Source organism: Pseudoalteromonas sp. NZS127, from assembly GCF_015864805.1.
GTDB classification, from domain to species: Bacteria; Pseudomonadota; Gammaproteobacteria; order Enterobacterales; family Alteromonadaceae; genus Pseudoalteromonas; species Pseudoalteromonas nigrifaciens.
Map to the genome: position 1 here is coordinate 24,483 of NZ_JADYWN010000008.1, position 24,416 is coordinate 48,898.

A 24,416-nucleotide genomic window follows, 5' to 3' on the forward strand; every position below is an offset into this window, starting at 1 on the left:
AAAATCTAAAAACGGGCAGTTACACAGAATCCGTACAGGCTCCACAACAGATTTTCCATTCATTAAAAAATCACTCCCATTGACTGTGTACCAGAAGCCTCAAGATACAAGTGGTCAATAAAATTTGGCCACAGTTTTAGAGTTTTTGTATCTAACCTAAACTCGTTTAGCACTACGCTAGCGCTATAATGATATGGTCTAAGATTATTATTAAACCCATTTATATAATCACTAACGTTTTATTTTGTCACTGTGAGCTCTTCAACTAGCTTTATAAATTCAGGCTGTATCATGAGTGTATTTTGTAATTCTGTAAAAACTTCTAGCACTATATCTACTTGCTCTTGATGAGTATTGGCATGTTCAAACAAAGAAAGCATTGACCTTAAAATAACAATTGGATGCCATTTATTATGCTTGGCTCTCGGATCTACAGCAGTATCTATATACTCCCAATCATTAAATAATAATTTAAAACACGCTTTTAAATTATTATAATTGTCTGAATTTTTTATCATCTCTTGGCCTGTTCGATTGAAATCAAGAACTAAGCATAATTTTAATTCATTATTTATAAATTCTTTAACTCCGTGATCTCTTCCATCGAGCAACACACCGCAAAATATACCGGGAAGCCACTGCCTGCCTTTATTTTTAATGATAGGGCAAAATTCTAACCCAACTCTTGACTCAGTTCCTTGGCGTTTAAATACGGGTTCCATCCCGATAGTTTGTAACGGCCATTCTCGTTTTTGAGCCGTTTTAAAGATCGAGTCAACTTGCTCAATAAATTTTACTGCTTCTAAATAATGAGCAATAGAGAAACGATTCATTGGGGACTTTGGTCCTAATCCTTCAGATTTAAGTAATGATAAAAAATCTTCTATTGCCCAACTTGCGTGCTCATAATTTACTTTATCAACTAAACTTATTAAGCATTTATAAATATCCTCCCAGCACAATGCTGCATCTGGATTTTGAGCATGTTGAAAAGGAGTAGCTGTTATTAATATAATTCTGTAATCGTCATAAGTTTCAGATGCATACTCACGATAGTTTTTCAGCTGGTTTTGATGTAAGTCTGATTTTACTTTATGTTCGAACACTAAGGTGCAGGTCTCCCAACTTATAACTAAATCAGGGAACTTATTATTAAAATTTTCCTGCGTTGATATAAAAACTTCACCATCGGGTGCACTAATTGACGATTGCAATTTATTATTTATACATTCGAATACGCTCTGTAAAACCTCGCGGTTACTTCGCAACAGCCAAGCAAATGCTTCTGTTATAAAGTTTTCAAGGGGATCCGTATTTTCCCGAGGACGATACTTTCTTAAGTTGACTAAAAGGCTTTCCATAATTATTACCTGTAAAAGTATTTTGTTAGTTAACAATATAAACTAACTTAAATTTCGTTAAAAAATGAATTAAATTATATTTTACGAATTTGCCTTTCGATCTAGAACGATGGGATAAAAAATAAATTACATGCTTAAAATAATTTAGTTTTACTTCTTTATCTATAATTTTCAATAATTCATTTTTAGGTGTTCTTTAACTTCGAAGTAGCACCTAAAACCGATGTAAAACAAGTGCATAGTTTTATTCCTATGCGCAATGTTTAATGCATTTTGGAGATTATAATCCAATGCGTACTTGTTATTAAATTAGAAGTTGAAGCTGTGCTCCCATTTAAACACTATTTATTAGCTCTTATCACTCTAAGTTTTTTGATATCTGATCCTTTAATTTCCATAGAACGGGCAAGGGCATTGAAATGTTCTGCGTCAGTAGCATGCAAAACTTCAGGCTTTTCAAAATCTAAAAAATAAACAAAGTGCCCTAATTCGAATGCGGTGTTAATTCTTGAACTCGAAAAGCGTCCATCACTACCTCCTTTATGGAAATCTGTAATTAACACCTCTGTGCTCGCGAGTATGTGTTTGAACATTACATGATCAGCAATATCCCTTGGGGTATATACCGAATCAAAGCGCGTCATAATGCAATTTGTAACTTTTATGCCCTAACTTTTAGTTACTTTTGTATTTGTTACAACGTTTAAGTGGACTCTTTGAGTATCATGTTTTAATAATGCAATTTTATTGTCTAATTTTACTAAATCAAAAAGGCCAAGCTTTTCTAATAAAACTAGCTTTTCGTTGTTTGAAATACTGAGGTAGTGAGCCAAATTAACCTCTTTTAAGTTGAGGTTATAATCACTATCAGCTACGTTGCTAGTAGACTCATCTAAAGCTAATACAGCTTCAAAAATATCATCACAAAAATTCATAATACCCTTAAGTTTAAGTCTCAATTTATCGCTACAAACATAAGCAAACAATTGCTAGTGAGAAAATAAAAGCTAGGCATACTTGTTTAACAAAGCCATTTTGTCTCAAGATATCATAATGCGAACTAGCCAGCGATATCGCTTCGCCCTAATCACGGGGGGGGCGGCCAATTTTAAATCACTACTTTTAACATCTAATGATATTTAACAGCGCCGCTGTTATGATTAAACATAACTTCAACAATAATTAAGTTTTGAAATGATAAGCGGTTTTAATAATGCCTAATTACTCCCTTGATGATTTACGTTATTTTTGCACTATAGTGAAATTAGGTAGCTTTAAAAAAGCATCCGAAAGTCTAAATCTATCATTATCAACCTTAAGCCGCAGAATACGTTTATTGGAGCAAACTCTACAGTTAACCTTACTTAATCGAGACGCTCATCGCGTTACATTAACTCATACAGGGGAGCTATATTACGCTCGCTACTGTAAACTGTTTGAGGAAGTAGACGCCATAGAGCAAGCGTTATCTGATGAGAAGCAGCAACCAAAAGGTAAAATTAGAATTTCTGCGCCAATTTACATGGGCAAGCATTTTTTAAGCGCTATTTTTTGTGATTTTTTACTGCTGTATCCAGAAATACAGTTAGATTTACGTTTTTCAAATGACTTAATTGATATCGAAAAAAAAGGCATTGATATTGCTTTTAGAGTACGAAACCCAGCTATTGATAATTGGGTTATTAGAGAGTTGAAACTCACCCATAATATAATATGTGGCCGCCCTAACCAAACCACTCATTTAATTACCCACCCTGAGCAATTAGAAGAACAACCCAAAGTTATTTGCTTTGGATTAGCCCCGTGGCAATTAAAAAATAAACTGACTAATGAAGTGTATAACGTTGAGCCAAAAAAACACATTAGGCTTGAAGTTGATGAAATTCAAATGATGAAACATGCCGTAGAATCGGGTGTTGGCATTAGTTATATACCTGATTATATTGCATTGCCATTAATAGAGTCAGGAACGCTTGAGCGTATTCTTCCTGATTGGCAAAGTGAAGGGCAGCCTTTTTCTATGCTTTATCGCGACAGAAAACAAATCCCTCATCGTGTGAGGTTACTAATAGACTATACCTTGCAACACTTTAGCTAAAGCGCTGCAAGGTATTTTTTAATAACTCAGCCTCAGTACCATAACGCTATAAAAGTCGCTTAAAGTATTGCTGTAATTACTAAACGGCTTGCTTAAACGGATTGCGAGTATCTTGATGCTCATCAAGATTACGCATTAAAATAGCGTACGCTAAATCTAGTGCTTGAGGCAGCGCTATTTTAACAATATGGCCGGAACCTTTAGCATCGCTAATACTTTCACCCTTTTTATTTTCCATCTGCTCAAGTACAAAGCTAATATTACCTAGTGGGGTCATTAACTCTAATGAATGGCCAACACAAAACTTATTTTTTACATCAATATCAACTAAGCCGTTAGCATCTCTACCCAGCACTTCGCCAACAAACTGTTGTTTAGTTGATACCGAATGGCCGTATTCATAATTTTGATAGTCTTGGTGCGCATGGCGCTTTAAAAAGCCTTCGGTGTAGCCTCTGTGGGCTAAATTTTCTAAGGTTTTAAATAAGTTGGTATCAAACGGGCGACCAGCTACTGCGTCATCAATTGCTTTGCGATAAACCTGCGCGGTGCGTGCTACATAATAAAAAGACTTAGTGCGCCCTTCTATTTTTAAGCTATGTATACCCATTTGGGTAAGTTGCTCTACATATTGTACTGCACGTAAATCTTTTGAGTTCATAATATAAGTACCGTGCTCATCTTCATAAGCAGGCATATATTCACCGGAGCGACCTTGCTCCTCTAACATGACTATTTCGCTGCTAGGCGCGCCTTCACCAAGCGTAGGTATTATACTTTTAGGATCGAACTTATGTACCATTTCGCCCGTTTCGTTTTCAACGCCCGGTTTTACATCGTAATCCCAACGACAAGCATTAGTGCATGTACCTTGATTTGGATCGCGTTTGTTTATGTAACCCGACAATAAACAGCGTCCAGAATACGCCATGCACAAGGCACCATGGACAAATATTTCCAGCTCGGTATTTGGGCAAAGCCTGCGTATTTCGGCAATTTCTTCTAGCGACAGTTCGCGCGATAAAATAACTCGCTCGATCCCCTGTTTTGCCCAAAATTGTACACTCGCGTAATTTACCGCATTCGCTTGTACCGATAGATGAATAGGCATAGTCGGCCATTTTTCACGCACTAACATAATTAAACCCGGATCAGACATGATCAGCGCATCGGGCTGCATAGCAATAACCGGCTCAATGTCGCGTAAATACGAGTTAACTTTAGCGTTATGCGGCGCAATATTAGATACCACATAAAACTTTTTATTCAGTGCATGCGCTTCATCTATACCTACTTTTAATGTTTCAAGATCAAACTCATTATTACGTACTCTTAAGCTATAGCGTGGCTGCCCTGCATATACTGCATCGGCACCATAGGCAAACGCATAGCGCATGTTTTTTAAGCTGCCCGCGGGCGATAATAGTTCAGGGGTGAACGCAAACAGCGGCGTGTTTTTTGAAGAGTTAACAGTAGTTGATGGCATGAGCGCTCCATACATAAAACTGGTTACAAGCCAGTTGCATGAATAATTAACAAATACAATAAGTGTAGAGCGCGGCAGTATAAATGCAGCAAATTATTTGTATTTGATCGAGATCACAAAATAACAATCAAATTGGTTATTAATAATAATTAGTATTTTTACGTTAAAACGCGTATAATTCGCGCCCGTTAATATTCACACTTTCACTTAAAATTATTGGAGCATTAAGATGGCTTTAGAACGTACTTTCTCAATCGTAAAACCTGATGCAGTTGCTAAAAACCACATCGGCGCTATCTACAACCGTTTCGAAACTGCTGGCCTTAAAATCGTTGCAGCTAAAATGGTTCACCTTTCACAAGAGAAAGCTGAAGGCTTCTACGCTGAACACAGCGAACGTCCTTTCTTCGGTGCTTTAGTATCTTTCATGACATCTGGTCCAGTAATGGTTACCGTTCTTGAAGGCGAAAACGCTGTTCTTAAAAATCGTGAAATCATGGGTGCTACTAACCCTGCAGACGCACTAGCAGGCACTTTACGTGCAGACTACGCTGACAGCATCGACGAAAACGCTGTTCACGGCTCTGACGCTGTTGAATCTGCTGCTCGCGAAATCGCGTACTTCTTCGCTGACGAAGAGCTTTGTTCACGTACTCGTTAATTCGAACTCGTTAACATATTGAAAAGGGCTTTCGGGCCCTTTTTTAGTCATTATGTAAGGTATTAATCAGTAAACTTATAATGTTTTACTTAATGATTAAGCTGAGTGAATTGTGTACAATTCGTCCTCGTAAATTTTTATCTCCACCGTCACCGATTGAGGTTGTTTCATGACCGAGCAAAAAAAGATTAACTTATTAGATTTAAACCGAGAAGGGATGCGCGAGCTATTTGCATCGTTCGGTGAAAAGCCGTTTCGTAGTGACCAGGTGATGAAATGGATTTATCATTTTGGCGTAGACAACTTCGACGATATGAGCAACGTAAACAAAAAGCTTAAAGAAAAACTTAAAGCTGAATGCGAAATTGTTGCCCCAGAAATATCAGTGCGTCAACAAGCTAAAGATGGCACGATCAAATACGCATTAGTGCTTGAAGGCGGCCAAGAAGTAGAAGCTGTTTGGATCCCTGAAAAAGAACGCGCTACGTTATGTGTATCATCGCAAGTTGGTTGTGCGCTTGAATGTACTTTTTGCTCTACAGCACAACAAGGCTTTAACCGTAACTTAAAAGTATCTGAAATTATTGGCCAGGTTTGGCGTGTAGCTAAAGATATTGGCCTTGATGGTCACAGCGAAAAACGCCCGGTAACAAACGTGGTAATGATGGGCATGGGTGAGCCACTCCTTAACGTTAAAAACGTAGTCCCCGCGATGGAACTGATGTTGGACGATTGGGGTTTTGGTTTATCTAAGCGCCGCGTTACATTAAGTACTTCAGGCGTGGTACCGGCTCTGGATTTACTAAAAGAAAAAATTGACGTAGCACTGGCTATTTCATTGCATGCTCCTGATAACGCACTGCGCGATATTTTAGTGCCCGTTAATAAAAAATACCCTATTGAAGAGTTTTTAGCGGCGTGTCGTCGTTATATCGATGGCTCTAAAGCAAATAAAGACGTAACCGTTGAATACGTTATGCTCAATGGTATTAACGACAGCACCGACCAAGCGCACGCATTGGTACAAACGCTTAAAGGCACTCCTTGTAAGGTAAACCTTATTCCGTTTAACCCATTTCCGGGTAACGAATATACGCGTTCGAGTAATAGTCGTATTGACCGTTTTTCTAAGGTTTTACAAGCAGCCGGCATTACTTGTATTGTACGTCGCCCTCGCGGTGATGATATTGATGCAGCGTGTGGTCAATTAGCTGGCGATGTTGTTGATAGAACAAAACGCTTGGCTAAAAAGAAAATGCGTGACGATAACGCGATTACCGTTAATATTCACCAAGCATAACCTCATCTCTAAATAGCAATCAGTCTTAATTAATACTTCATATCAAGACTGATTGCTTTTAAGTCGTTTATTTTTAAATAATTGATGCAACATAGATGCTTTTAGGTAAGATAGGCGCTATGGACAAAAAATAAAGAGACAAGGTAATGCGACCTTTACTAGTTTTAACTATATCTACGCTCGCCTTAGGCGGTTGCGTTACAGAAAATAGTTATAACGGCAGTGATAAACCCGTTGTCGAAAATAAAATTAATAGCGCAGGCGCAGCTCGAACTCGCATTGCCCTTGCTTTACAATATTTAAATACGGGTAATAACTCTCAAGCAAAATATAACCTTGAACGTGCCAGCGAATATGCGCCAAACCTACCCGAAGTCCACTACTCTTTAGCGTATTACTATCAACAAGTTGGTGAAAATAAACTTGCCGATTTAGCCTATCAAAAAGCACTTGCTATTAAACCTGACGATCCTAATACCTTAAATAACTATGGGGTATTTTTATGTGGTATAGATGAATACGACCGTGCTACTGATCAGTTTTTAAAAGCAATCGCAATACCCAGCTATATCCGTGTTGCCCAAAGCTACGAAAACTTAGCGTTGTGCGCTATAGAATTTGACGACTTTGATAACGCCGAAACTTATTTTCAGCAAGCAATAAATCACAGTTCTCAGCGCGCTTCAACGCTGATTAGTTTAGCGGCTTTATATTACGCTAAAAGCGATTTATACAAAGCAAGTGCACTGTTAAAGCGTTACGACGATACCGCGCAAATATCTCCGCGTGCTTTATTACTTAGTTATTTAATTAAACAGCGCATGGGTAAAATTGAAGAAGCAGAGAAAATTGCTGCAACTATCCTACAAACTTACCCAAGTAGTGAGCAGGCTTTTGCGATTAGAGATAGCCAAATAAAACAAACCGAATTTGAAGTTTTGCGCGAAAAATATCGTCAAGCGCAGCTCAATGAATTAAAACAAGATGGTAGCGAAGCGCAATTAAGTTCACAGCCTAAAATAAAAATAATTCGTAAAAAGCGTCCATCACAAAATGACTCAACAAGCTTAATTAGTGCTAATAAAACGCCCGTTGCACCAGTAACAGACCCAGCTGCAGTAATAGCCAAAGTTAAACCAGTTCTGCCATCAAGCAAAACTGTCGCACCACCAAGCCAGGCGAACGCTGTGCTTAACGCAAAACCAATAACAAACTCAACAAACCAAAGCAGTAAACAAGCTATTGTTAGCCCTTTAAGCGCGCAGCCTGAGACACCACCAAGCACCTTGCCTGCAGCACAGGCTGCAGCTAATAATAACGTTAAAATAATTTCTTTTGGTGCTCCTCAACCTGCTATTAACAGCGCTAATAAAGCAAATACAACTAACACTACTTTCAGCCAAGCGAGTGCTCAACCTAGTAATAATGGTCAGGTGGTTTTTTATAAGCCCACTAAAAATGCAGATGTATTTGCTAGCAATAACAGCAACGAACTTGACACCATAGAGCTGAGAAATGCGCCAACAAGTAACGACAATAAGCTACCTATGCTCAACCCTAAGGTTGCGCCGCTTACAGTCCCGTTTCATATTATAGAGTTTGGTGAAAACCTATTTAGCATTTCGGTACGATACAATGTTAAACTACAAAAGCTCCTATTATGGAATGGATTAAAAGAGTCAGATCGGGTAATGAATGGCAGTAAAATTTACCTTAACGATCCTAACATTTATTATGAAATTAAAGCTGGTGATACCCTTTTTGAAATAGCTACCCAGCGGCAGGTATTAATTGATGAATTAATGCGATGGAATAAATTAAGTCCTGATATAGCACTAACACCAGGGCACAATCTTTTACTAGTGGATCCAGACTCATACCTATTATGAATGAAGAAATTACTCAGCCCCAAAGCGAACAACCTTCTCTTGGGCAAATATTAAAAACACACAGAGAAAACGCTGACATTAGCCTTGCTACTATGGCAACACATTTAAAACTGACTGTGTTACAAGTACAACGCATGGAAAATGATGAATATCAGTTACTTGGCCCTACAACCTTTGTAAAAGGGTATATAAAAAATTATTGCCGAGAGCTAAAAATTGATCATACACCTATTTTGGCTATGCTACCTGCACCTACAACGCCTGAAAAACCCGTTGATATGCAGAGTTTTTCGCGTCGTACTGAAAAAGAAGCTAACGACAGTCGTTTAATGATTGCCAGCTATATTATTTTAGCCATTGTAATTGGCTCCTCTGCCTTGTGGTGGTGGCAAACTGCTATGCCTATCGAAGAGCAAACAAGTAATATTAATGTTGAAAACTCAATAATGAGTGAACAACAAGAGCAGGCTGCGCAAAGTAATATTGGCGCATCACAGCAGCAAGTTCTGGAAACAAATAATGTAGCATTACCGCAAAGTGAGCAATTAAGTGCGCTACCTAGCGGTAATAGTACAATTAACACCACTACTACAGCCCCTAACGAAGCAAACAATAGTAGTACTATCGTTATGCTTTTTAATGATGAGAGCTGGGTAGAAATTTATGATGCCGAAGGTGAAAAAATTGCGTTTGGAGTAAAAAAAGCAGGCTATGAAATGACCTTAACAGGCATAGCTCCTTTTTCGGTTGTGCTGGGTAAGCATGATGCAGTTAATATTACTCTAAACGGTGAAGCTGTTGACCTATCAGCTTTTCCAAAAAATCGTTTAGCTAAATTTAAATTACCACTAGCAGAGTAGCCGCTATGTTTTCAGAATCCCCAATAAAACGCAGAAAATCAACCCGTATTAATGTTGGTAATGTACCTATAGGTGATGGCGCGCCCATTGCCGTGCAGTCAATGACTAACACCGACACTATGGATGTGGATGCAACCGTAGCACAGATTCAGGCAATACAAGATGCCGGCGCCGATATTGTGCGCGTATCTGTACCAACTATGGACGCCGCCGAAGCATTCAAAAGCATTAAAGAGCAGGTAACTATACCGTTAGTAGCCGATATTCACTTTGATTACCGAATTGCCTTAAAAGTGGCAAAATATGGCGTAGATTGTCTGCGTATTAACCCAGGTAATATTGGCAGCGAAGAGCGAATTAGGGCTGTGGTAGATGCGGCTCGCGAGCACAACATTCCTATTCGTATTGGTGTAAATGGCGGCTCATTAGAGCGCGATTTACAAGAAAAATACGGCGAGCCTTCGCCCGAGGCATTATTAGAGTCGGCAATGCGCCATGTAAATATATTGCGCCGTTTAGACTTTGATCAATTTAAAATATCAGTAAAAGCGTCTGACGTGTTTTTAGCTGTAGGTGCTTATCGCTTGCTAGCAAAAGAAATAGACCAACCTCTGCATTTAGGTATCACCGAAGCCGGTGGCATGCGCTCAGGCTCAGTTAAATCTGCAGTCGGTTTAGGCATGTTACTTGCCGAAGGAATTGGCGATACGCTACGTGTTTCGTTGGCAGCCGATCCGGTGCAAGAAATTAAAGTTGGTTTTGATATTTTAAAATCACTGCGTATTCGTTCTCGCGGTATTAACTTTATTGCTTGCCCTAGCTGCTCTCGCCAAGAGTTTGATGTAGTTAGCACCATGAACCAATTAGAAGAGCGCTTAGAGGATATTATTGAACCGGTTTCGGTCTCAGTGATTGGCTGTGTAGTAAACGGCCCTGGCGAAGCATTGGTAAGTGATATTGGTTTAGCCGGCGCTAGTCGTCGCTCAGGATTATATATTAATGGCGAACGCCAAAAAGCCCGCATAGATAACAATAATATTGTTGAACAACTTGAAGGCTACGTGCGCGATTTTATTGCAAAAAAACAAAACCAAACACCTATCGATATTAAAATCGTTGAGTAACACCTTTAATTAGTTAGTTTGGCCTTTATTTAAATTGTGCTATCGCTGGGTAACTTAGCAATAGCGCGCCTCTAAGCTCGCATTTACGTGTAAATTAGGGTTATAATATCGGGTCAATTTTTTTAGTTTTATGTTGTCGCAGTCAAGCATTGTACAACAACAGTTTTTAGGATTTAGCAGTGGCAAAACAAATTCAAGCAGTTCGCGGTATGAACGATTGCCTACCAGGCGATACTCAAGTTTGGCAAAAAGTAGAAAATATTTTACGCGAAACCGTTGCGTCGTTCGGTTATCAAGAAATTCGTTTTCCAATTGTAGAATCAACCGACCTATTTAAACGCTCTATTGGTGAAGTAACCGATATAGTAGAAAAAGAAATGTACACCTTTGCCGATCGTAATGGCGACTTACTTACGCTTCGCCCAGAAGGCACCGCTGTGTGTGTACGCGCAGGAAACGAAAATGGCTTACTGTATAACCAAGAGCAACGCCTTTGGTATATGGGCCCAATGTTTCGCCATGAACGTCCGCAAAAAGGCCGCTATCGCCAGTTTCACCAATTTGGTTTAGAAACCTTTGGTATTGCGAGTGCCGACATAGATGCAGAAGTTATTTTACTTACAGCGCAATTATGGGAATCGTTTGGGATTAGCGAACATGTACGTTTAGAGCTTAACTCGTTAGGTTCAAACGAAGCACGTGCCAATTACCGTGATGCACTGGTTGCCTATCTTGAGCAACACCTTGATGTACTAGACGAAGATTCAAAACGTCGCATGTATTCAAACCCGCTACGTGTACTTGATAGCAAAAACCCTGACGTGCAAGCAATTTTAATTAATGCACCTAAGCTATCTGAGCATTTAGACACTGAATCAAAAGAACATTTTGCAAATTTATGTGAACGTTTAGACGCAGCCGGCGTCAAATACACGATTAACGAAAAACTGGTACGTGGTTTAGATTATTACAACCGCACTGTGTTTGAATGGATCACCGACAGCTTAGGCGCGCAAGGTACTGTGTGTGCCGGTGGCCGTTACGATGGCTTAGTTGAGCAACTTGGTGGAAAAGCGACCCCTGCAGTAGGTTTTGCAATGGGCCTTGAGCGCTTAGTGCTACTGCTACAAGCACTTGAGTGTGTAGGTGATATTCGTCGTAATGCTGATGTATATTTAGCATCAATGGGCGACAAAGCCAGTATTCAAGCACCTATTATTGCAGCGACGCTTCGACGCGATGTGCCAAACTTACGCGTTATGGTGCATGCTGGCGGCGGCAACTTTAAAAAACAATTAAAACGTGCTGATAAAAGCGATGCACTCGTTGCCGTTATTATCGGTGAAGATGAATTAGAACAAGGCGTTGTGACCATTAAGTATTTACGCGAGCGTAAAGAACAAGTCACATTAGAATTAGAACAAGCTAAAGCGCTATTAGCAGAGCTTATTAATAGCTAATATTTTAATAAAAGCATATTAATGCCAAAGCTATCACAGAGGTAAAAATGGATATTTATTCAACAGAAGAACAACAAGCCGAAGCCATAAAGCGCTTTTTCCGTGAAAACGGCCTTTCTCTTGCACTAGGTGTAATTGTAGGTTTAGGTGGTTTATATGGCTGGAAAGCGTATAACCAAAACCAAATTACCACAGCTGAGCAAGCATCAGACGCTTACACAACATTGGTTTCAGGCGAAAGTGTATTATCGTCAGCTGATACGTTTATTAGCGAAAATAAAGATACCAACTACGCAACGTTAGCTGCATTTGTAGCGGCTAAAGATGCTGTAGAAGCAAATGACCTAGACGCTGCAAGCGAAAAGCTAAGCTGGATAGTGTCTAACGTAAAAAACGATGAATTAAAAGCCATTGCTATTACACGCCTAGCTCGCGTTCAAATTGCCCAGCAGCAGTATGATGAAGCGCTAACGTCGTTAAATGCATCATTACCTGACGCATTTTCTGCCAATGTTGCAGAGCTTAAGGGTGATATTTACACTAAGCAAGGCGACAAAAAACAAGCTCGCGCAGCATATCAAGCAGCGGTTGATGCCGGTGGACTAACCAGTAATCCACTATTACAAATTAAGTTAGATGACCTAGCAGTAACAAGCCCAGCGGCATAAGGTTTTAGCTATGAAAAAAATAACAATCGCAACGCTTGCACTTTGCATGGCAACTTTAATGGGTTGCTCGTCAAGTGATGACGAAGAAGAACTGGTTCTGCCTGAAATAGCCAACCAGTTCGAAACTAATATTGTATGGCAAGAATCAATTGGTAATGGTGTAGAGCATTATTTTTCACGCTTATCACCTGCTGTATATAAAGATACCGTATACGTTGCTAACCGCGAAGGCCAAGTAAAAGCACTTAAGCTAGAAAATGGCGATACGCTATGGAAAAGCGATGTGCGCCAAGATGTATCGTTTTGGCCATGGGCCGATAACGATAGTGCAAAATTATCGGGCGGAATATTACAAGCTTATGGTAAAATATATTTAGGTTCGGAGCATGGCTATGTTATTGCTCTAGATCGTGAAACTGGTGAAGAAGTTTGGCGTAAAAACGTACCCGGTGAAGCACTTTCAAAACCAGCTGCCGGTGACGGTTTGGTATTTGTAAATTTAGCTTCGGGTAAGTTATTAGCCCTTCATCCTGATACGGGTGAAGAACGCTGGCGCTTTGAGCAAGAAGTACCTGCGCTAACCTTACGTGGACAAAGCGCGCCTACGGTTGCAAATGGTGGTGTATTAGTTGGCCTAGAAACCGGCAAATTAAGCGTATTAATTTCAGACAGTGGTTACTCTGCATGGAGTGCCGAAATTGCAGTTGCTAAAGGTGCTTCAGAGTTTGAGCGTCTAGTTGATGTAGACACACAACCACTTATTAGCGGCCCATACGCTTATGCTATTGCTTATAATGGTAACCTAGCGGCAGTTGATATTCGTTCTGGTAATATTGTATGGAAACGTGAATACAGCAGTTACCGCGATATTGCCATGGATGCACAAAGTATTTATGTAGTAGATAGCAACGGTGTTATTTACGCATTGGATAAAGATTCAGGTATTGAACGTTGGAGCCAACCCGCTCTACGTGGTTGGTATTTAACAGGCCCTGCAGTTGCAGGTGAATATTTAGCGTTAGGTGATCAAGAAGGTAACCTACATTGGCTAAATAAAGTCACTGGCGAGCTAGTATCTCGTGAAGACTTTGACAGTTCAGGCTTTTTTGTTGAGCCTGTTGTTGCCAACGATAAACTGATTTTATATACCCGAGATGGGGAAGTTAGTGCGGTACAAATACCAAACTAACTTATGATTATTAGTATAACCCACTAATAGTTAATTATTTTTTGTAAGGCTTCGCAACGCGAAGCCTTTTGTTGTTTTTTAAAGAGGTAGTTTATGCTTCCCGTGATCGCTCTAGTGGGGCGACCCAATGTGGGCAAATCCACATTATTTAACCGTTTAACACGTACTCGTGACGCGCTCGTAGCCGATTTTCCAGGTTTAACTCGTGATAGAAAATATGGCCAAGCAAATTACGATGGCTATGAATTTATCGTGGTAGACACGGGCGGTATTGATGGTTCTGAAGAAGGCATTGAAATCGAAATGGCTGATCAGTCTCTGCTCGCCATTGAAGAAGCCGATATAGTACTGTTTTTAGTTGATGCCCGTGTAGGTATGACAGTAGCTGACCAAGCCATTGCTAATCACTTGCGCAAGCAAGAGAAAAAATGCTTTGTGGTTGCTAACAAAACCGACGGTATTGACGCCGATTCAAACTGCGCTGAGTTCTATCAATTATCGCTGGGCGAAATTCATCATATTGCTGCATCACATGGCCGTGGTATTACGTTATTACTTGAGCAAACGCTACAGCCTTTAATTGCTGAATTAGCGGCGCTTGATGAAGATGTAAGTAACGATGATGAAGAGCTTATCGATTTATACCAAGAAGACAGTGAAGATGACTCTCATCAAGCATTTGCAGACAAACCTGTAAAGCTAGCCATTATTGGTCGTCCTAACGTAGGCAAGTCAACACTTACCAACCGTATACTCGGTGAAGAACGTGTAATTGTTTACGATATGCCAGGCACAACCCGCGATTCTATTTATATTCCGATGACCCGTAACGACAAAGAATATATTTTAATCGACACAGCTGGTGTGCGTAAGCGTAAAAAAGTAAGCGACGTGGTTGAAAAGTTCTCCGTGATTAAAACCCTACAAGCAATTGAAGACTGTAACGTAGTGTTATTAGTCGTTGATGCTCGTGCGGGTATTTCTGATCAAGATTTAAGCTTATTAGGTTTTGCACTTAACTCTGGCCGTTCACTGGTTATTGCGGTGAACAAATGGGATGGCTTAGACGATTATGTTAAAGATCGTATTAAATCAGAACTAGATCGTCGCTTAGGCTTTATCGACTTTGCCCGCCTGCACTTTATATCGGCATTACACGGTACTGGCGTAGGTCATTTATTTGAGTCGGTAGATGAAGCTTACGAGTCAGCTACTAAGCGTATAAGCACCGCAATGTTACGTCGTATTATGGACATGGCACAAGCGGATCATCAGCCACCACTTGTTCGTGGTCGCCGTGTTAAGCTTAAATATGCGCATGCCGGTGGTTATAACCCACCACGTATCGTTATTCATGGTAACCAAGTTCATGATTTACCTGATAGCTATAAACGCTACCTAATGAACTACTACCGTAAAGCACTGAAAATTATGGGCACACCTATCAAAATCGAATTTAGAGAAGGTGATAACCCATTTGCCGGACGTGTTAATAAAATAACACTATCGCAAAAACGTAAAATTCGTGCGTTTAGTAAAGAAAACCGTAACAAATAGGTACTAGGTACTAGGTACTAGGTACTAGGTACTAGGTACTAGGTACTAGGTACTAGGTACTAGGTACTAGGTACTAGGTACTAAAATATTAAATGGCGTACATTAAATGTACGCCATTTTTTTGTTTAAAATAAAGTATTACGCAACCGCTTTATGAATAAGCCCAACTAACGGTTCGGGTAATGTTACATTACCAGCGAGCACAAAATCGCGTGCCTCTACTGACATTTTTTGCCACGTGCGACGAATAATGCCAAGCCATTTTTGTTCATCATAATCTGGTTTGGTACTGGTAAAGGCCAACATATAATGTTCAATAAACACCAAACTTGCAATATCCTCCACTAACTGACTGTCTGGGTTGCGTTTAATATCTTGCTTAGCTACCGCGGCATAAACCCGCTGTTGCTGCGCTTCATTAAAGCCAACTTGTTGCATCAACTCAATTACCCTTGAGGCATGAAATATATAAAGTGCACTACGCCACTGATGATACCCCTGCTTATTCATAGCAAAGTTACTGCGCGGCGACTGCCAGCGTTCAATATGCTGGCCGCGTACTGCTATTTGCATAAGCTCATCAGCATTAGGGTTAAAACGCGCTAACATTTCGCTCATACGAGTTGCGTATAAACTTTCTTTTGGCAGGCTCTGAGCATTATATATTTCAGTATTAGGGTCTTGGCTATTTGCTTGATCAATTAAGGTTATTACTTGGTTAAGCATTGTTTTATTAGGTGCGCTATTTAGCATGGTACTTATATTTAACTTGAGTTTACTTTACACCATTCTAAGCCGCTCAAAACGAATAAGCGAGTACTGAACGTTAACCGCACTAACGAAGTGTTATCTATAAACAGCACGTGTTAACCTTGAACGATAAAAATTAACTCGCTAAAACGAGATAAACATGTTCAAAAAAAGTATTTTAGCTATTTGCTTAACCCTAGTTTCGCTGCCAAGTATGGCTGATAACAATGCCGATTTAAAAAATATAATTGATAAACATTGGCAACACGCCCAAGCCGAAAAAATATTTTTTCGTACCGATCCCGACGGCTGGAAACCCAATGGCAAGTTAGCTAATTGGACCGAGCACGCTATTGCTCAGCGTCAACAGTACAATGATGCCGTGCTCGACAATTTAAAAAACATTGATCCTAGCAAGCTCAGCGACGCGCAGTTAATGAATTACCGATTATTTAAATATGAACGAGAAACCGAGCAACAAAGCTATCTATTTCAGGATAAGTATTTTCCAGTAAACTTTTTAAGCGGCTGGCATACCTACTTTGCTGAAGCACCGGCTAATATGGCATTTTTAACTGCTAATGATTATGATCACTTTTTAGTCAGCCTTGCCGACTACCCTCGTTTTAATCAAGAAAACATTAACTTGATGAAAACAGGGATTAAAAATGGTTATACGCACTACTGTAAAACCTTTGAAAATTACAGCAGTAGCATTAGCGCTCATATCGTTAAAAAACCTGAGAACAGCGCCTTATACGAGCCCTTTACCCGTATTCCGAGTACGTTTAGTGCAGAGCAAAAAGCCACATATCAAAACAAAGCAAAAGCTTTAATTAGCTCAAAAGTAGTACCCGCTTATCAGCATTTTTACGACTTTTTTGAAAACGATTACATGCCTAATTGCAGAGCCGAGCCTGGTATTTCAAGTGTTAAAGATGGCCTTGATTACTACAAATATACGGTAAATTATTACACCACCACCAATGCCACGCCAAAACAAATACACGAACTTGGCTTAAAGGAAGTCGCACGTATAAAAACGCAAATGCAAAACATCATTGATAAAGTGGGCTTTGATGGCACTTACGCTGAGTTTTTAGAGTTTTTAGCGAACGACAAGCAATTTTACGCAACAGACGCGCAAGACTTGCTCGAAAAAACCGCTTTCATTACCCAAAAAATGTATGGCAAGTTACCTACCTATTTTGGCCATTTACCGCGCAACACCTTTACCATTAAAGGCTCAGCAAGTCGCGGCGCGTTTTATATGCCACCACCTGATAACCGCTCACCAGGTACTTATTTTTTAGCTTCAACACCTAAAATACAGCCTTTATATAACCTAGAGGCACTGAGTTTACACGAAGCAATTCCTGGGCATCATTTACAAAATGCCGTTGCCATGGAGTTAAATGTACCCCAGTTTAGACGAACACTTAGCCACTCTGCATTTGGCGAAGGTTGGGGCTTGTACAGCGAACGTTTAGGCAAAGAAGCCGGATTTTATCAAGACCCTTACAGCGACTTTGGCCGTTTGGGCTACGAAATGTGGCGCGCAGTGCGTTTAGTGGTTGATACCGGTATTCATGCCTTTGGCTGGAGCCGCCAAAAGGCTATTGACTACTTGGCAGATCACACAGCCTTGCCGCAAAGTGCGGTTGAGGATCAAATAGATCGTTATATTTCTTGGCCAGGCCAAGCACTGTCTTATAAAATGGGCGAGCTAAAAATACGTGAACTGCGCGCAAAAGCTGAAAAAGAGCTAGGTGCTAAGTTTGATATACGCCAGTTTCACGACACTGTAATCGGCCAAGGTTCACTGCCAATGGCGGTGTTAGAAGCGGTAATAAATGAATGGATTGCACAACAAAAGTCCGTTATTTGATGTCTGTGGCGCTGAACATTACTCAGCGCCTTTAACCTGCAAGCCCACTCGATTATTAAGGTAGGTTTTTTGTAAGATCTTGCGCAAGTGTGCCCGCTGGTTTTTCAACCATACGTGTTAGTTCTTTGCCATTTTGGCTAACTATAATAGTAGGTGTGTATTGTAAATTATGAGCCTGTGCTACGCCGCTAGCATCTTGCTTGTTGTATCCTACGGCTACAAATTTAATACTCTCTAATTGTACTTTCGACTGTTCAAGCAGTTTAATTAAACGCGGAACTTCGCGCGCGCTATCATGGCACCAAGTACCAAATAATACGGTTAACTCCTTCCCCTTTAATTTTTGTATTAGCGTAATATCTTGTTTGCTAGGGGTAAAGTTTTTATATTGCTGAGCAAAGTTATCATATTCTGCAAGTAAATCTGCCGCGCTAATCCCCCCAGTATAAGGCACTGTAGCCCCAAAAGTGGACAGTGGCAAACACAGAAAAAAGAATAAAACTAATTTTTTAAACATTAAGGCGCCTTTTTGTATTAATACTGTGAGTGTTTTATTTACTCGATTTAAGAGTATAAGTTAAGTTGATATATGGCTATTTTACAACCAAAGAAAGTCAATAGCATTACTATAATCAAGCCATCATTTATTGTTATCCATAAAAAAGTTTACTTGCGATAACTGCGTTAAATACTCTCGTCTTGCATCTTTATCTTGCGCTAATTTGTCTAAATCACCAATTAATGTAACTAACTTATTATGTGAATAATGGTTGGTATTTTTAAAATCATCTGGCTCACCAATCTCGTTTATACGTTCTTTTTTATCCATTTTGTGGCTGTTTTCGTTGTTTTCAAGCCAAATATCGTTAATAAGGCGAATGTTACTTTCGTGAGTGGTTTTTTCAGTAAGTGCCATTTTTAGCTCATACTGTGATTTATCTTGGTTGTATTGATAGGTTTTTTTATCAATATCTATTTGCTGATATTGATCAAGTCCAACTAACTCGTTATTTTTAACGGCGGTATTAATATTGTAACTTTCTTCGCTGTCGTAATAATCGGGCCGAGTATTTTGATAGTCAAAATGGCTACTTACGTTTTTACTTTGCGTAACCCCTTTTAGCTCACCTGACTTTTGTTGCTCGGTGGTTTGGCTTAGCGCAACATTACTTTTAGGCTGATAGTCGCCTCTGTCCATAGCAAACTCAAATTTTGCATCAAAATCAGCTAACTTAGAAATTCCCGCCCCTAAAGAATTTTGCGTACTGTTGCCAAGCCCTTGATAGCGAGGATCGTTCGTGATCATGTTATCGACTAAATCGGCAACCATAGCGCGCCCGTCATTAAATTGCTTATCTGCAAGTGACTCTATACTACTATAACGTTCAGCCGCCGACGACATACTTGCAAAAGCCCCTTTAAACAATTCAAAGCCTTGTTGCATTGTCTTGTCGCCCTTACGACCAAATGCCGAGTCTTTACTATCCTCGGTACTGTTTACTCGGCTATCTTCTAAGCTTTGATCGAGCGACGCTAAATACTGCTGCATTTGCTGTGTGTCTTTAGCACCAATGGTCGACATATCGAGTGCAAAGTCTATTTCGTTTTGCCCACTTTCTGATTTAAACACAAGTGCTTGCTGATTCGATGCTTCATCAATTGAGTAACTTAAATCAAGCGTGTTTTCGCCTGTATCAAGCACATCATTTTGCGTTGTTGAAAAAGACACATCAAAACCAGATAACTGCTGATGATTAAAATCAGCTAAAAAGTCTAAGTTCATATCGCCTTGGTTTACCGGCACATAACGGCTGTTAGCATATTGACTGACTTTAAAAAACTCATCAGCCATTTCACCAACACCCGCCATAACCTGCGTTAAAGCCGCATGTTCAGCCTCAGATAAATCGCCATTTACTTCGTAACTTATGCCAAAGCTATCAACGGCTTCACCCGTTTTTTCATCGTAACCTTGCGATGAATTAAAAGTGATATTTATTACATCACCCTCTTTGGTTTTTACCGAAAGTTCAAATAAATAGTTATCGTCATCTTCATACTTAGTGCGGTTAAGGCTTTCCATATAAGGATTAAGCGCACGCTCAACACGCTGCTGACTAGAGGCTAAAAATGATGTTTGTTGATGCCCTAATTGCCCCAGATTAAATAAAATATCACTGGTGTTGGCGTAAGCACCCTGAATATCTGTTACCGATTTATTTAAGCGTTGTATGAGCTTATCGCTATGCTCATTTTTAAGTAGCCCTTCTTGCTGACTCGTTATTACAGTACGTATAGCTAACTCTTCAGCGCTGTAGTGGTAGCTCGATATATTTGCTTTTTTTGCAGGAGTGATCAGCACCGAAAGTTGTTGTTGCAGTAATTGGGCAACTTTTTCGTCGCTAAACTGACTGAGAAAATCGGACGTTATTTTGGGTGATAGCTCTGGTGTTAACTTTGTTGCTAACTCTGGTATTAATTTTGGCGCTATTTCGAGTGGGCTATGTTGCAGTTTGCTGCTAAGGGTATGGTTTGCATTATCAACTGGCAGTACTTGCTTTGTCGCTAAACTAGAGTGGTTATTTAACCCATTGTTAATCATGATCATCCTTAATCGCAAACTGCTATTAAGTATATATCGGTCGGCCAACTAAAAACTTGAGCGATTTATAACCTTGTTACTTAAATTACAAATAAAGTAACAAGGTTATCTAGGGCGTGTTGATCTTTGCGGATTAAAACTCGCTCTATTTAGGGGAGTTTAATCGCTAATTTTAGCGATTAATTATGCCTTGACTTGGCTTATCGGTCACGGCTCCGGTAGAAGCTGAACTTACTGTTCTGGCATATTTTGCTAGTAATCCGCGGGTGTATTTTGGCGCAGGTTGTTGCCAACGTTGTTTCCTACTGGCCATTTCTTCATCAGTAATATTAAGAGTCATTTCACGGCTTTGCGCGTCAATGGTAATGCTGTCACCATTTTCTACTAGTGCAATGGCGCCGCCTTCGTAAGCTTCTGGTGTAACGTGCCCCACAACAAAACCCCTACTACCACCTGAAAAACGACCATCGGTAATAAGCGCCACATCGTTACCTAAACCTTTACCCATAATAGCTGAAGTGGGGCTTAGCATTTCACGCATACCTGGGCCACCTTTAGGACCTTCATAGCGAATTACTACAACGTCTCCGGCTACTACTTGCCCATCTATAATAGCGGCAAAGCCTTGCTCTTCTGAGTCATATACTTTTGCGTTGCCGGTAAAGCGTAAACCCTCTTTACCCGTAATTTTTGACACTGCTCCTTCTGGCGCTAAGTTGCCAGCTAATATAACTAAATGACTGTCTTTTTTAATTGGCTGATCAAAAGGTAAAATAATATTTTGCCCTGTTGGGTAATCTGCTACATCGGCTAAATTTTCGGCCATGGTTTTGCCTGTCACTGTCATACAGTCACCGTGCAGCATACCGGCATCTAATAAACGCTTCATCAGTGGCTGAATGCCACCAATTTCAATCAACTCCGACATTAAATATTGACCGCTTGGGCGCAAGTCGGCAATTACTGGTGTTTTATCGCCAATACGCACAAAGTCATCCAATGTTACTTCAACGCCTACCGCATCAGCCATAGCAATTAAATGCAGCACCGCATTGGTTGAGCCGCCTAAGGTAATGATCAGCGTAATTGCATTTTCAAACGCTTTTTTGGTCATAATATCGGAAGGTTTAATGTCATGCTCCAGCAAATAAACAATCGCTTTACCCGCATCTATACAGTCTTGTTTTTTGTTTTGTGAAATAGCATTTTGCGCAGAACTATTTGGCATGCTCATGCCTAAAGCTTCAATTGCTGAGGCTAACGTATTTGCCGTGTACATACCACCACACGAACCGGCCCCTGGTATGGCTGTTTTTTCAATATGTTCTAATTGCGTAATTGGAATATCGCCTGCCGCGTAGCTGCCCACCGCTTCAAATACCGAGACTATATCGGTATGATTTTCACCGGGTAAAATTGTACCGCCGTACACAAATATAGAAGGGCGGTTTAAACGTGCTAAACCCATTAAACAACCCGGCATATTTTTATCACAACCGCCAATAGCAATAATACCGTCGTGGCCCATACCCGCTGATACCGCTTCTATTGAATCGCAAATTACTTCGCGTGATACTAAAGAATATTTCATCCCTTCGGTGCCCATAGAAATACCATCGGATACGGTAATGGTATTATATATAACGCTTTTCGCACCGGCGCTATCTACGCCTTTACCCACTTCTTCGGCAAGTGTATTAATGTGCATATTGCACGGCGTTACCATAGACCATGTAGAGGCAATACCAACTTGAGACTTTTTAAAATCGTCATCATTAAAACCTACCGCTCGTAACATAGAACGACTAGGAGCCTGAGCGCTACCATCTACAATTTTTTGTGAATATTTACGTGGTTTTTCAGAAGTCATTTCTTACCTTACCTACTTTTTACAAGGTTTATTAATAGAACAAATTATAAAAACAAGCCCCACCTTGCATAATTAATGCGGTAGGGCTTGCTATAATAGATGGTTTTAACTTTTAAAGCAGTTAAAGTTTACAGACTTGTAATCGCTTTAAGGCAAATAGCTTTTACCCATTAAATAGCTGTCAACCTCACGCGCGCAGCGTCGACCTTCATCTATTGCCCACACAATTAAGCTTTGTCCGCGACGACTATCGCCTGCGGCAAATACGCCAGGCTTGCTTGTAGCAAACTTATCGTACTGTGCTGCAATATTAGAGCGAGCATCCTGCTCTAAACCAAATTGTGCAACAAGGCCACCTTCTGGCCCCATAAAGCCCATAGCAATCAGTACTATATCGGCAGGAATTATCTTTTCACTGCCCGCTACTTCTTGTGGCACCATTTGCCCTTTATCGTTAAGTTGCCAAGTAATATCTACAGTGTGCACAGCTTTAACATTACCTTGCCCGTCACTTTCAATTTTTTTAGTCATCACTAAATATTGACGTGGATCTTGGCCTTGTACTGCAATAGCTTCTTTTTGGCCGTAATCAACCAACAAACGTTTTGGCCATTGTGGCCAAGGATTGCTGCTCTCGTCGCGTTGTTCGGGTGGACGAGGCATAATTTCTAGCTGAATAGCACTTTTACACTGATGGCGAAGCGCAGTACCAATACAATCGGTGCCGGTATCACCGCCACCTATAACCACTACATTTTTGCCTTTCGCATTAATGAACGCTCCGTCTTGATGTTCGCTATCGAGCAAGCTTTTGGTATTGGCTGTTAAAAAGTCCATAGCAAAATGCACACCGTTAAGCTCGCGCCCTGCAACGGGTAAGTCGCGCGGTACTGTGGCACCAATACATAACACGACTGAGTCAAAGTCAGTTTCTAACTGCGCCACACTAATGTCTTTGCCTACTTCAGTATTAGTAACAAAAACAATGCCTTCTTGGGCTAAAATATCTACCCGACGTTGCACTAATTCTTTTTGTAGCTTCATGTTTGGAATACCATACATTAGCAAGCCACCAATGCGGTCGGCGCGCTCATATACAGTAACCATATGGCCAGCTTTATTTAACTGTGCTGCAGCGGCAAGGCCCGCTGGGCCCGAACCAATTACGGCTACATTTTTACCAGTGCGAGATGCAGGTGGCTCAGCAACCACCCAACCTTGCTTAAAGGCATGATCAATAATTTCTTTTTCATGTAACTTAATAGCCACCGGATCGGCGTTAATACCCAGTACACATGCACCCTCACAAGGGGCTGGGCATACACGCCCAGTAAACTCAGGAAAGTTATTGGTTTTATGCAATAGCTCTACTGCATCTTGCCAGCGGCCGCGATAAATTAAGTCATTCCACTCCGGTATTACATTATTTACCGGACACCCAGCTACTGCCGGTGCAAATTCTGATTTTGCCGACTGACAAAACGGCACGCCACAATCCATACAACGCGAAGCTTGCTGCTCTACATCTGCTTGTGGTATTTCTTCATATACTTCCAGCCAGTCAATTAAACGTTCACCTGCGTTACGCTCAGTTGGCAAGGCACGACCTACGTTGATAAACCCTGTTGGATTTCCCATAATATATTCTCCTTG

Annotated in this window: 20 protein-coding genes; 11 read left to right on the forward strand and 9 right to left on the reverse strand. The window is 40.4% G+C overall.

Going from position 1 to position 24,416, the window contains the following annotated elements:
- Positions 1 to 239: 239 nt before the first annotated feature.
- The 3 genes from I6E78_RS09310 to I6E78_RS09320 all read right to left on the reverse strand — a co-directional run bounded on the left by I6E78_RS09310 (position 240) and on the right by I6E78_RS09320 (position 2,296).
- Positions 240 to 1,361, reverse strand: a complete 1,122-nt coding sequence (locus I6E78_RS09310) for a PD-(D/E)XK nuclease family protein (RefSeq protein WP_197182338.1) — start codon at positions 1,359 to 1,361, stop codon at positions 240 to 242.
- 341 nt (positions 1,362 to 1,702) lie between these two features.
- Positions 1,703 to 2,005: a hypothetical protein gene (locus I6E78_RS09315; RefSeq protein WP_089369098.1), complete on the reverse strand. Its 303-nt coding sequence runs from the start codon at positions 2,003 to 2,005 to the stop codon at positions 1,703 to 1,705.
- A 24-nt stretch (positions 2,006 to 2,029) separates the two neighbouring features.
- On the reverse strand, positions 2,030 to 2,296 hold the full coding sequence (locus I6E78_RS09320) for a hypothetical protein (RefSeq protein ID WP_197182339.1): 267 nt from the start codon (positions 2,294 to 2,296) through the stop codon (positions 2,030 to 2,032).
- Between the two features lie 278 nt (positions 2,297 to 2,574).
- Between I6E78_RS09320 and I6E78_RS09325 the strand changes: the two genes are divergently transcribed.
- Positions 2,575 to 3,459 (forward strand): LysR family transcriptional regulator, encoded by an 885-nt coding sequence (locus tag I6E78_RS09325; protein WP_011329784.1) that lies wholly within the window; start codon positions 2,575 to 2,577, stop codon positions 3,457 to 3,459.
- Positions 3,460 to 3,538: 79 nt separating this feature from the next.
- Here I6E78_RS09325 and trhP read toward each other — a convergent pair whose 3' ends face one another.
- On the reverse strand, positions 3,539 to 4,945 hold the full coding sequence (gene trhP / locus I6E78_RS09330; RefSeq protein WP_193038858.1) for a prephenate-dependent tRNA uridine(34) hydroxylase TrhP: 1,407 nt from the start codon (positions 4,943 to 4,945) through the stop codon (positions 3,539 to 3,541).
- Positions 4,946 to 5,174: 229 nt separating this feature from the next.
- Between trhP and ndk the strand changes: the two genes are divergently transcribed.
- The 9 genes from ndk (at position 5,175) to der (ending at position 15,653) form a co-directional block, all read left to right on the forward strand.
- Entirely contained in the window at positions 5,175 to 5,606 is a 432-nt protein-coding gene (gene ndk, locus I6E78_RS09335; protein WP_011329780.1) for a nucleoside-diphosphate kinase, read from the forward strand.
- Positions 5,607 to 5,775: 169 nt separating this feature from the next.
- Positions 5,776 to 6,906, forward strand: coding sequence for a bifunctional tRNA (adenosine(37)-C2)-methyltransferase TrmG/ribosomal RNA large subunit methyltransferase RlmN (locus tag I6E78_RS09340; RefSeq protein ID WP_086998182.1), 1,131 nt, complete (start codon positions 5,776 to 5,778; stop codon positions 6,904 to 6,906).
- Positions 6,907 to 7,052: 146 nt separating this feature from the next.
- Complete coding sequence (gene pilW / locus I6E78_RS09345; protein ID WP_197182340.1) at positions 7,053 to 8,795, forward strand: type IV pilus biogenesis/stability protein PilW; 1,743 nt, start codon at positions 7,053 to 7,055, stop codon at positions 8,793 to 8,795.
- A complete protein-coding gene (locus I6E78_RS09350) occupies positions 8,792 to 9,655 on the forward strand; it encodes a RodZ domain-containing protein (protein ID WP_197182341.1) in 864 nt (287 codons plus the stop codon). Before pilW ends, I6E78_RS09350 begins: the two co-directional genes overlap by 4 nt.
- Positions 9,656 to 9,660: 5 nt before the next feature.
- Positions 9,661 to 10,779 carry a flavodoxin-dependent (E)-4-hydroxy-3-methylbut-2-enyl-diphosphate synthase gene (gene ispG / locus I6E78_RS09355; protein WP_086998188.1) on the forward strand — a complete coding sequence of 373 codons (1,119 nt, stop codon included), beginning with the start codon at positions 9,661 to 9,663 and terminating at the stop codon, positions 10,777 to 10,779.
- A 179-nt stretch (positions 10,780 to 10,958) separates the two neighbouring features.
- Entirely contained in the window at positions 10,959 to 12,239 is a 1,281-nt protein-coding gene (hisS, locus tag I6E78_RS09360) for a histidine--tRNA ligase (protein WP_011329775.1), read from the forward strand.
- Between the two features lie 47 nt (positions 12,240 to 12,286).
- On the forward strand, positions 12,287 to 12,907 hold the full coding sequence (locus tag I6E78_RS09365) for a YfgM family protein (RefSeq protein ID WP_011329774.1): 621 nt from the start codon (positions 12,287 to 12,289) through the stop codon (positions 12,905 to 12,907).
- Between the two features lie 10 nt (positions 12,908 to 12,917).
- Positions 12,918 to 14,096 carry an outer membrane protein assembly factor BamB gene (gene bamB / locus I6E78_RS09370; protein WP_011329773.1) on the forward strand — a complete coding sequence of 393 codons (1,179 nt, stop codon included), beginning with the start codon at positions 12,918 to 12,920 and terminating at the stop codon, positions 14,094 to 14,096.
- A gap of 93 nt (positions 14,097 to 14,189) precedes the next feature.
- Complete coding sequence (gene der, locus I6E78_RS09375; protein ID WP_011329772.1) at positions 14,190 to 15,653, forward strand: ribosome biogenesis GTPase Der; 1,464 nt, start codon at positions 14,190 to 14,192, stop codon at positions 15,651 to 15,653.
- A 138-nt stretch (positions 15,654 to 15,791) separates the two neighbouring features.
- Here the strand turns inward: der and I6E78_RS09380 are convergent, their stop codons facing one another.
- Positions 15,792 to 16,379 (reverse strand): DUF4202 domain-containing protein, encoded by a 588-nt coding sequence (locus I6E78_RS09380; protein WP_011329771.1) that lies wholly within the window; start codon positions 16,377 to 16,379, stop codon positions 15,792 to 15,794.
- A 184-nt stretch (positions 16,380 to 16,563) separates the two neighbouring features.
- On the opposite strand from I6E78_RS09380, the gene I6E78_RS09385 reads away from it, so the two are divergent.
- Positions 16,564 to 18,291, forward strand: a complete 1,728-nt coding sequence (locus I6E78_RS09385; protein ID WP_197182342.1) for a DUF885 domain-containing protein — start codon at positions 16,564 to 16,566, stop codon at positions 18,289 to 18,291.
- A 55-nt stretch (positions 18,292 to 18,346) separates the two neighbouring features.
- Here I6E78_RS09385 and I6E78_RS09390 read toward each other — a convergent pair whose 3' ends face one another.
- The 4 genes from I6E78_RS09390 to I6E78_RS09405 form a co-directional block, all read right to left on the reverse strand.
- On the reverse strand, positions 18,347 to 18,808 hold the full coding sequence (locus tag I6E78_RS09390; protein WP_197182343.1) for a TlpA family protein disulfide reductase: 462 nt from the start codon (positions 18,806 to 18,808) through the stop codon (positions 18,347 to 18,349).
- A gap of 123 nt (positions 18,809 to 18,931) precedes the next feature.
- Positions 18,932 to 20,893: a hypothetical protein gene (locus tag I6E78_RS09395; RefSeq protein ID WP_197107784.1), complete on the reverse strand. Its 1,962-nt coding sequence runs from the start codon at positions 20,891 to 20,893 to the stop codon at positions 18,932 to 18,934.
- 172 nt (positions 20,894 to 21,065) lie between these two features.
- Positions 21,066 to 22,763, reverse strand: coding sequence for a dihydroxy-acid dehydratase (gene ilvD / locus I6E78_RS09400; protein WP_197182344.1), 1,698 nt, complete (start codon positions 22,761 to 22,763; stop codon positions 21,066 to 21,068).
- Positions 22,764 to 22,910: 147 nt separating this feature from the next.
- A complete protein-coding gene (locus I6E78_RS09405) occupies positions 22,911 to 24,401 on the reverse strand; it encodes a glutamate synthase subunit beta (RefSeq protein WP_089369085.1) in 1,491 nt (496 codons plus the stop codon).
- Between the last annotated feature and the right edge of the window lie 15 nt (positions 24,402 to 24,416).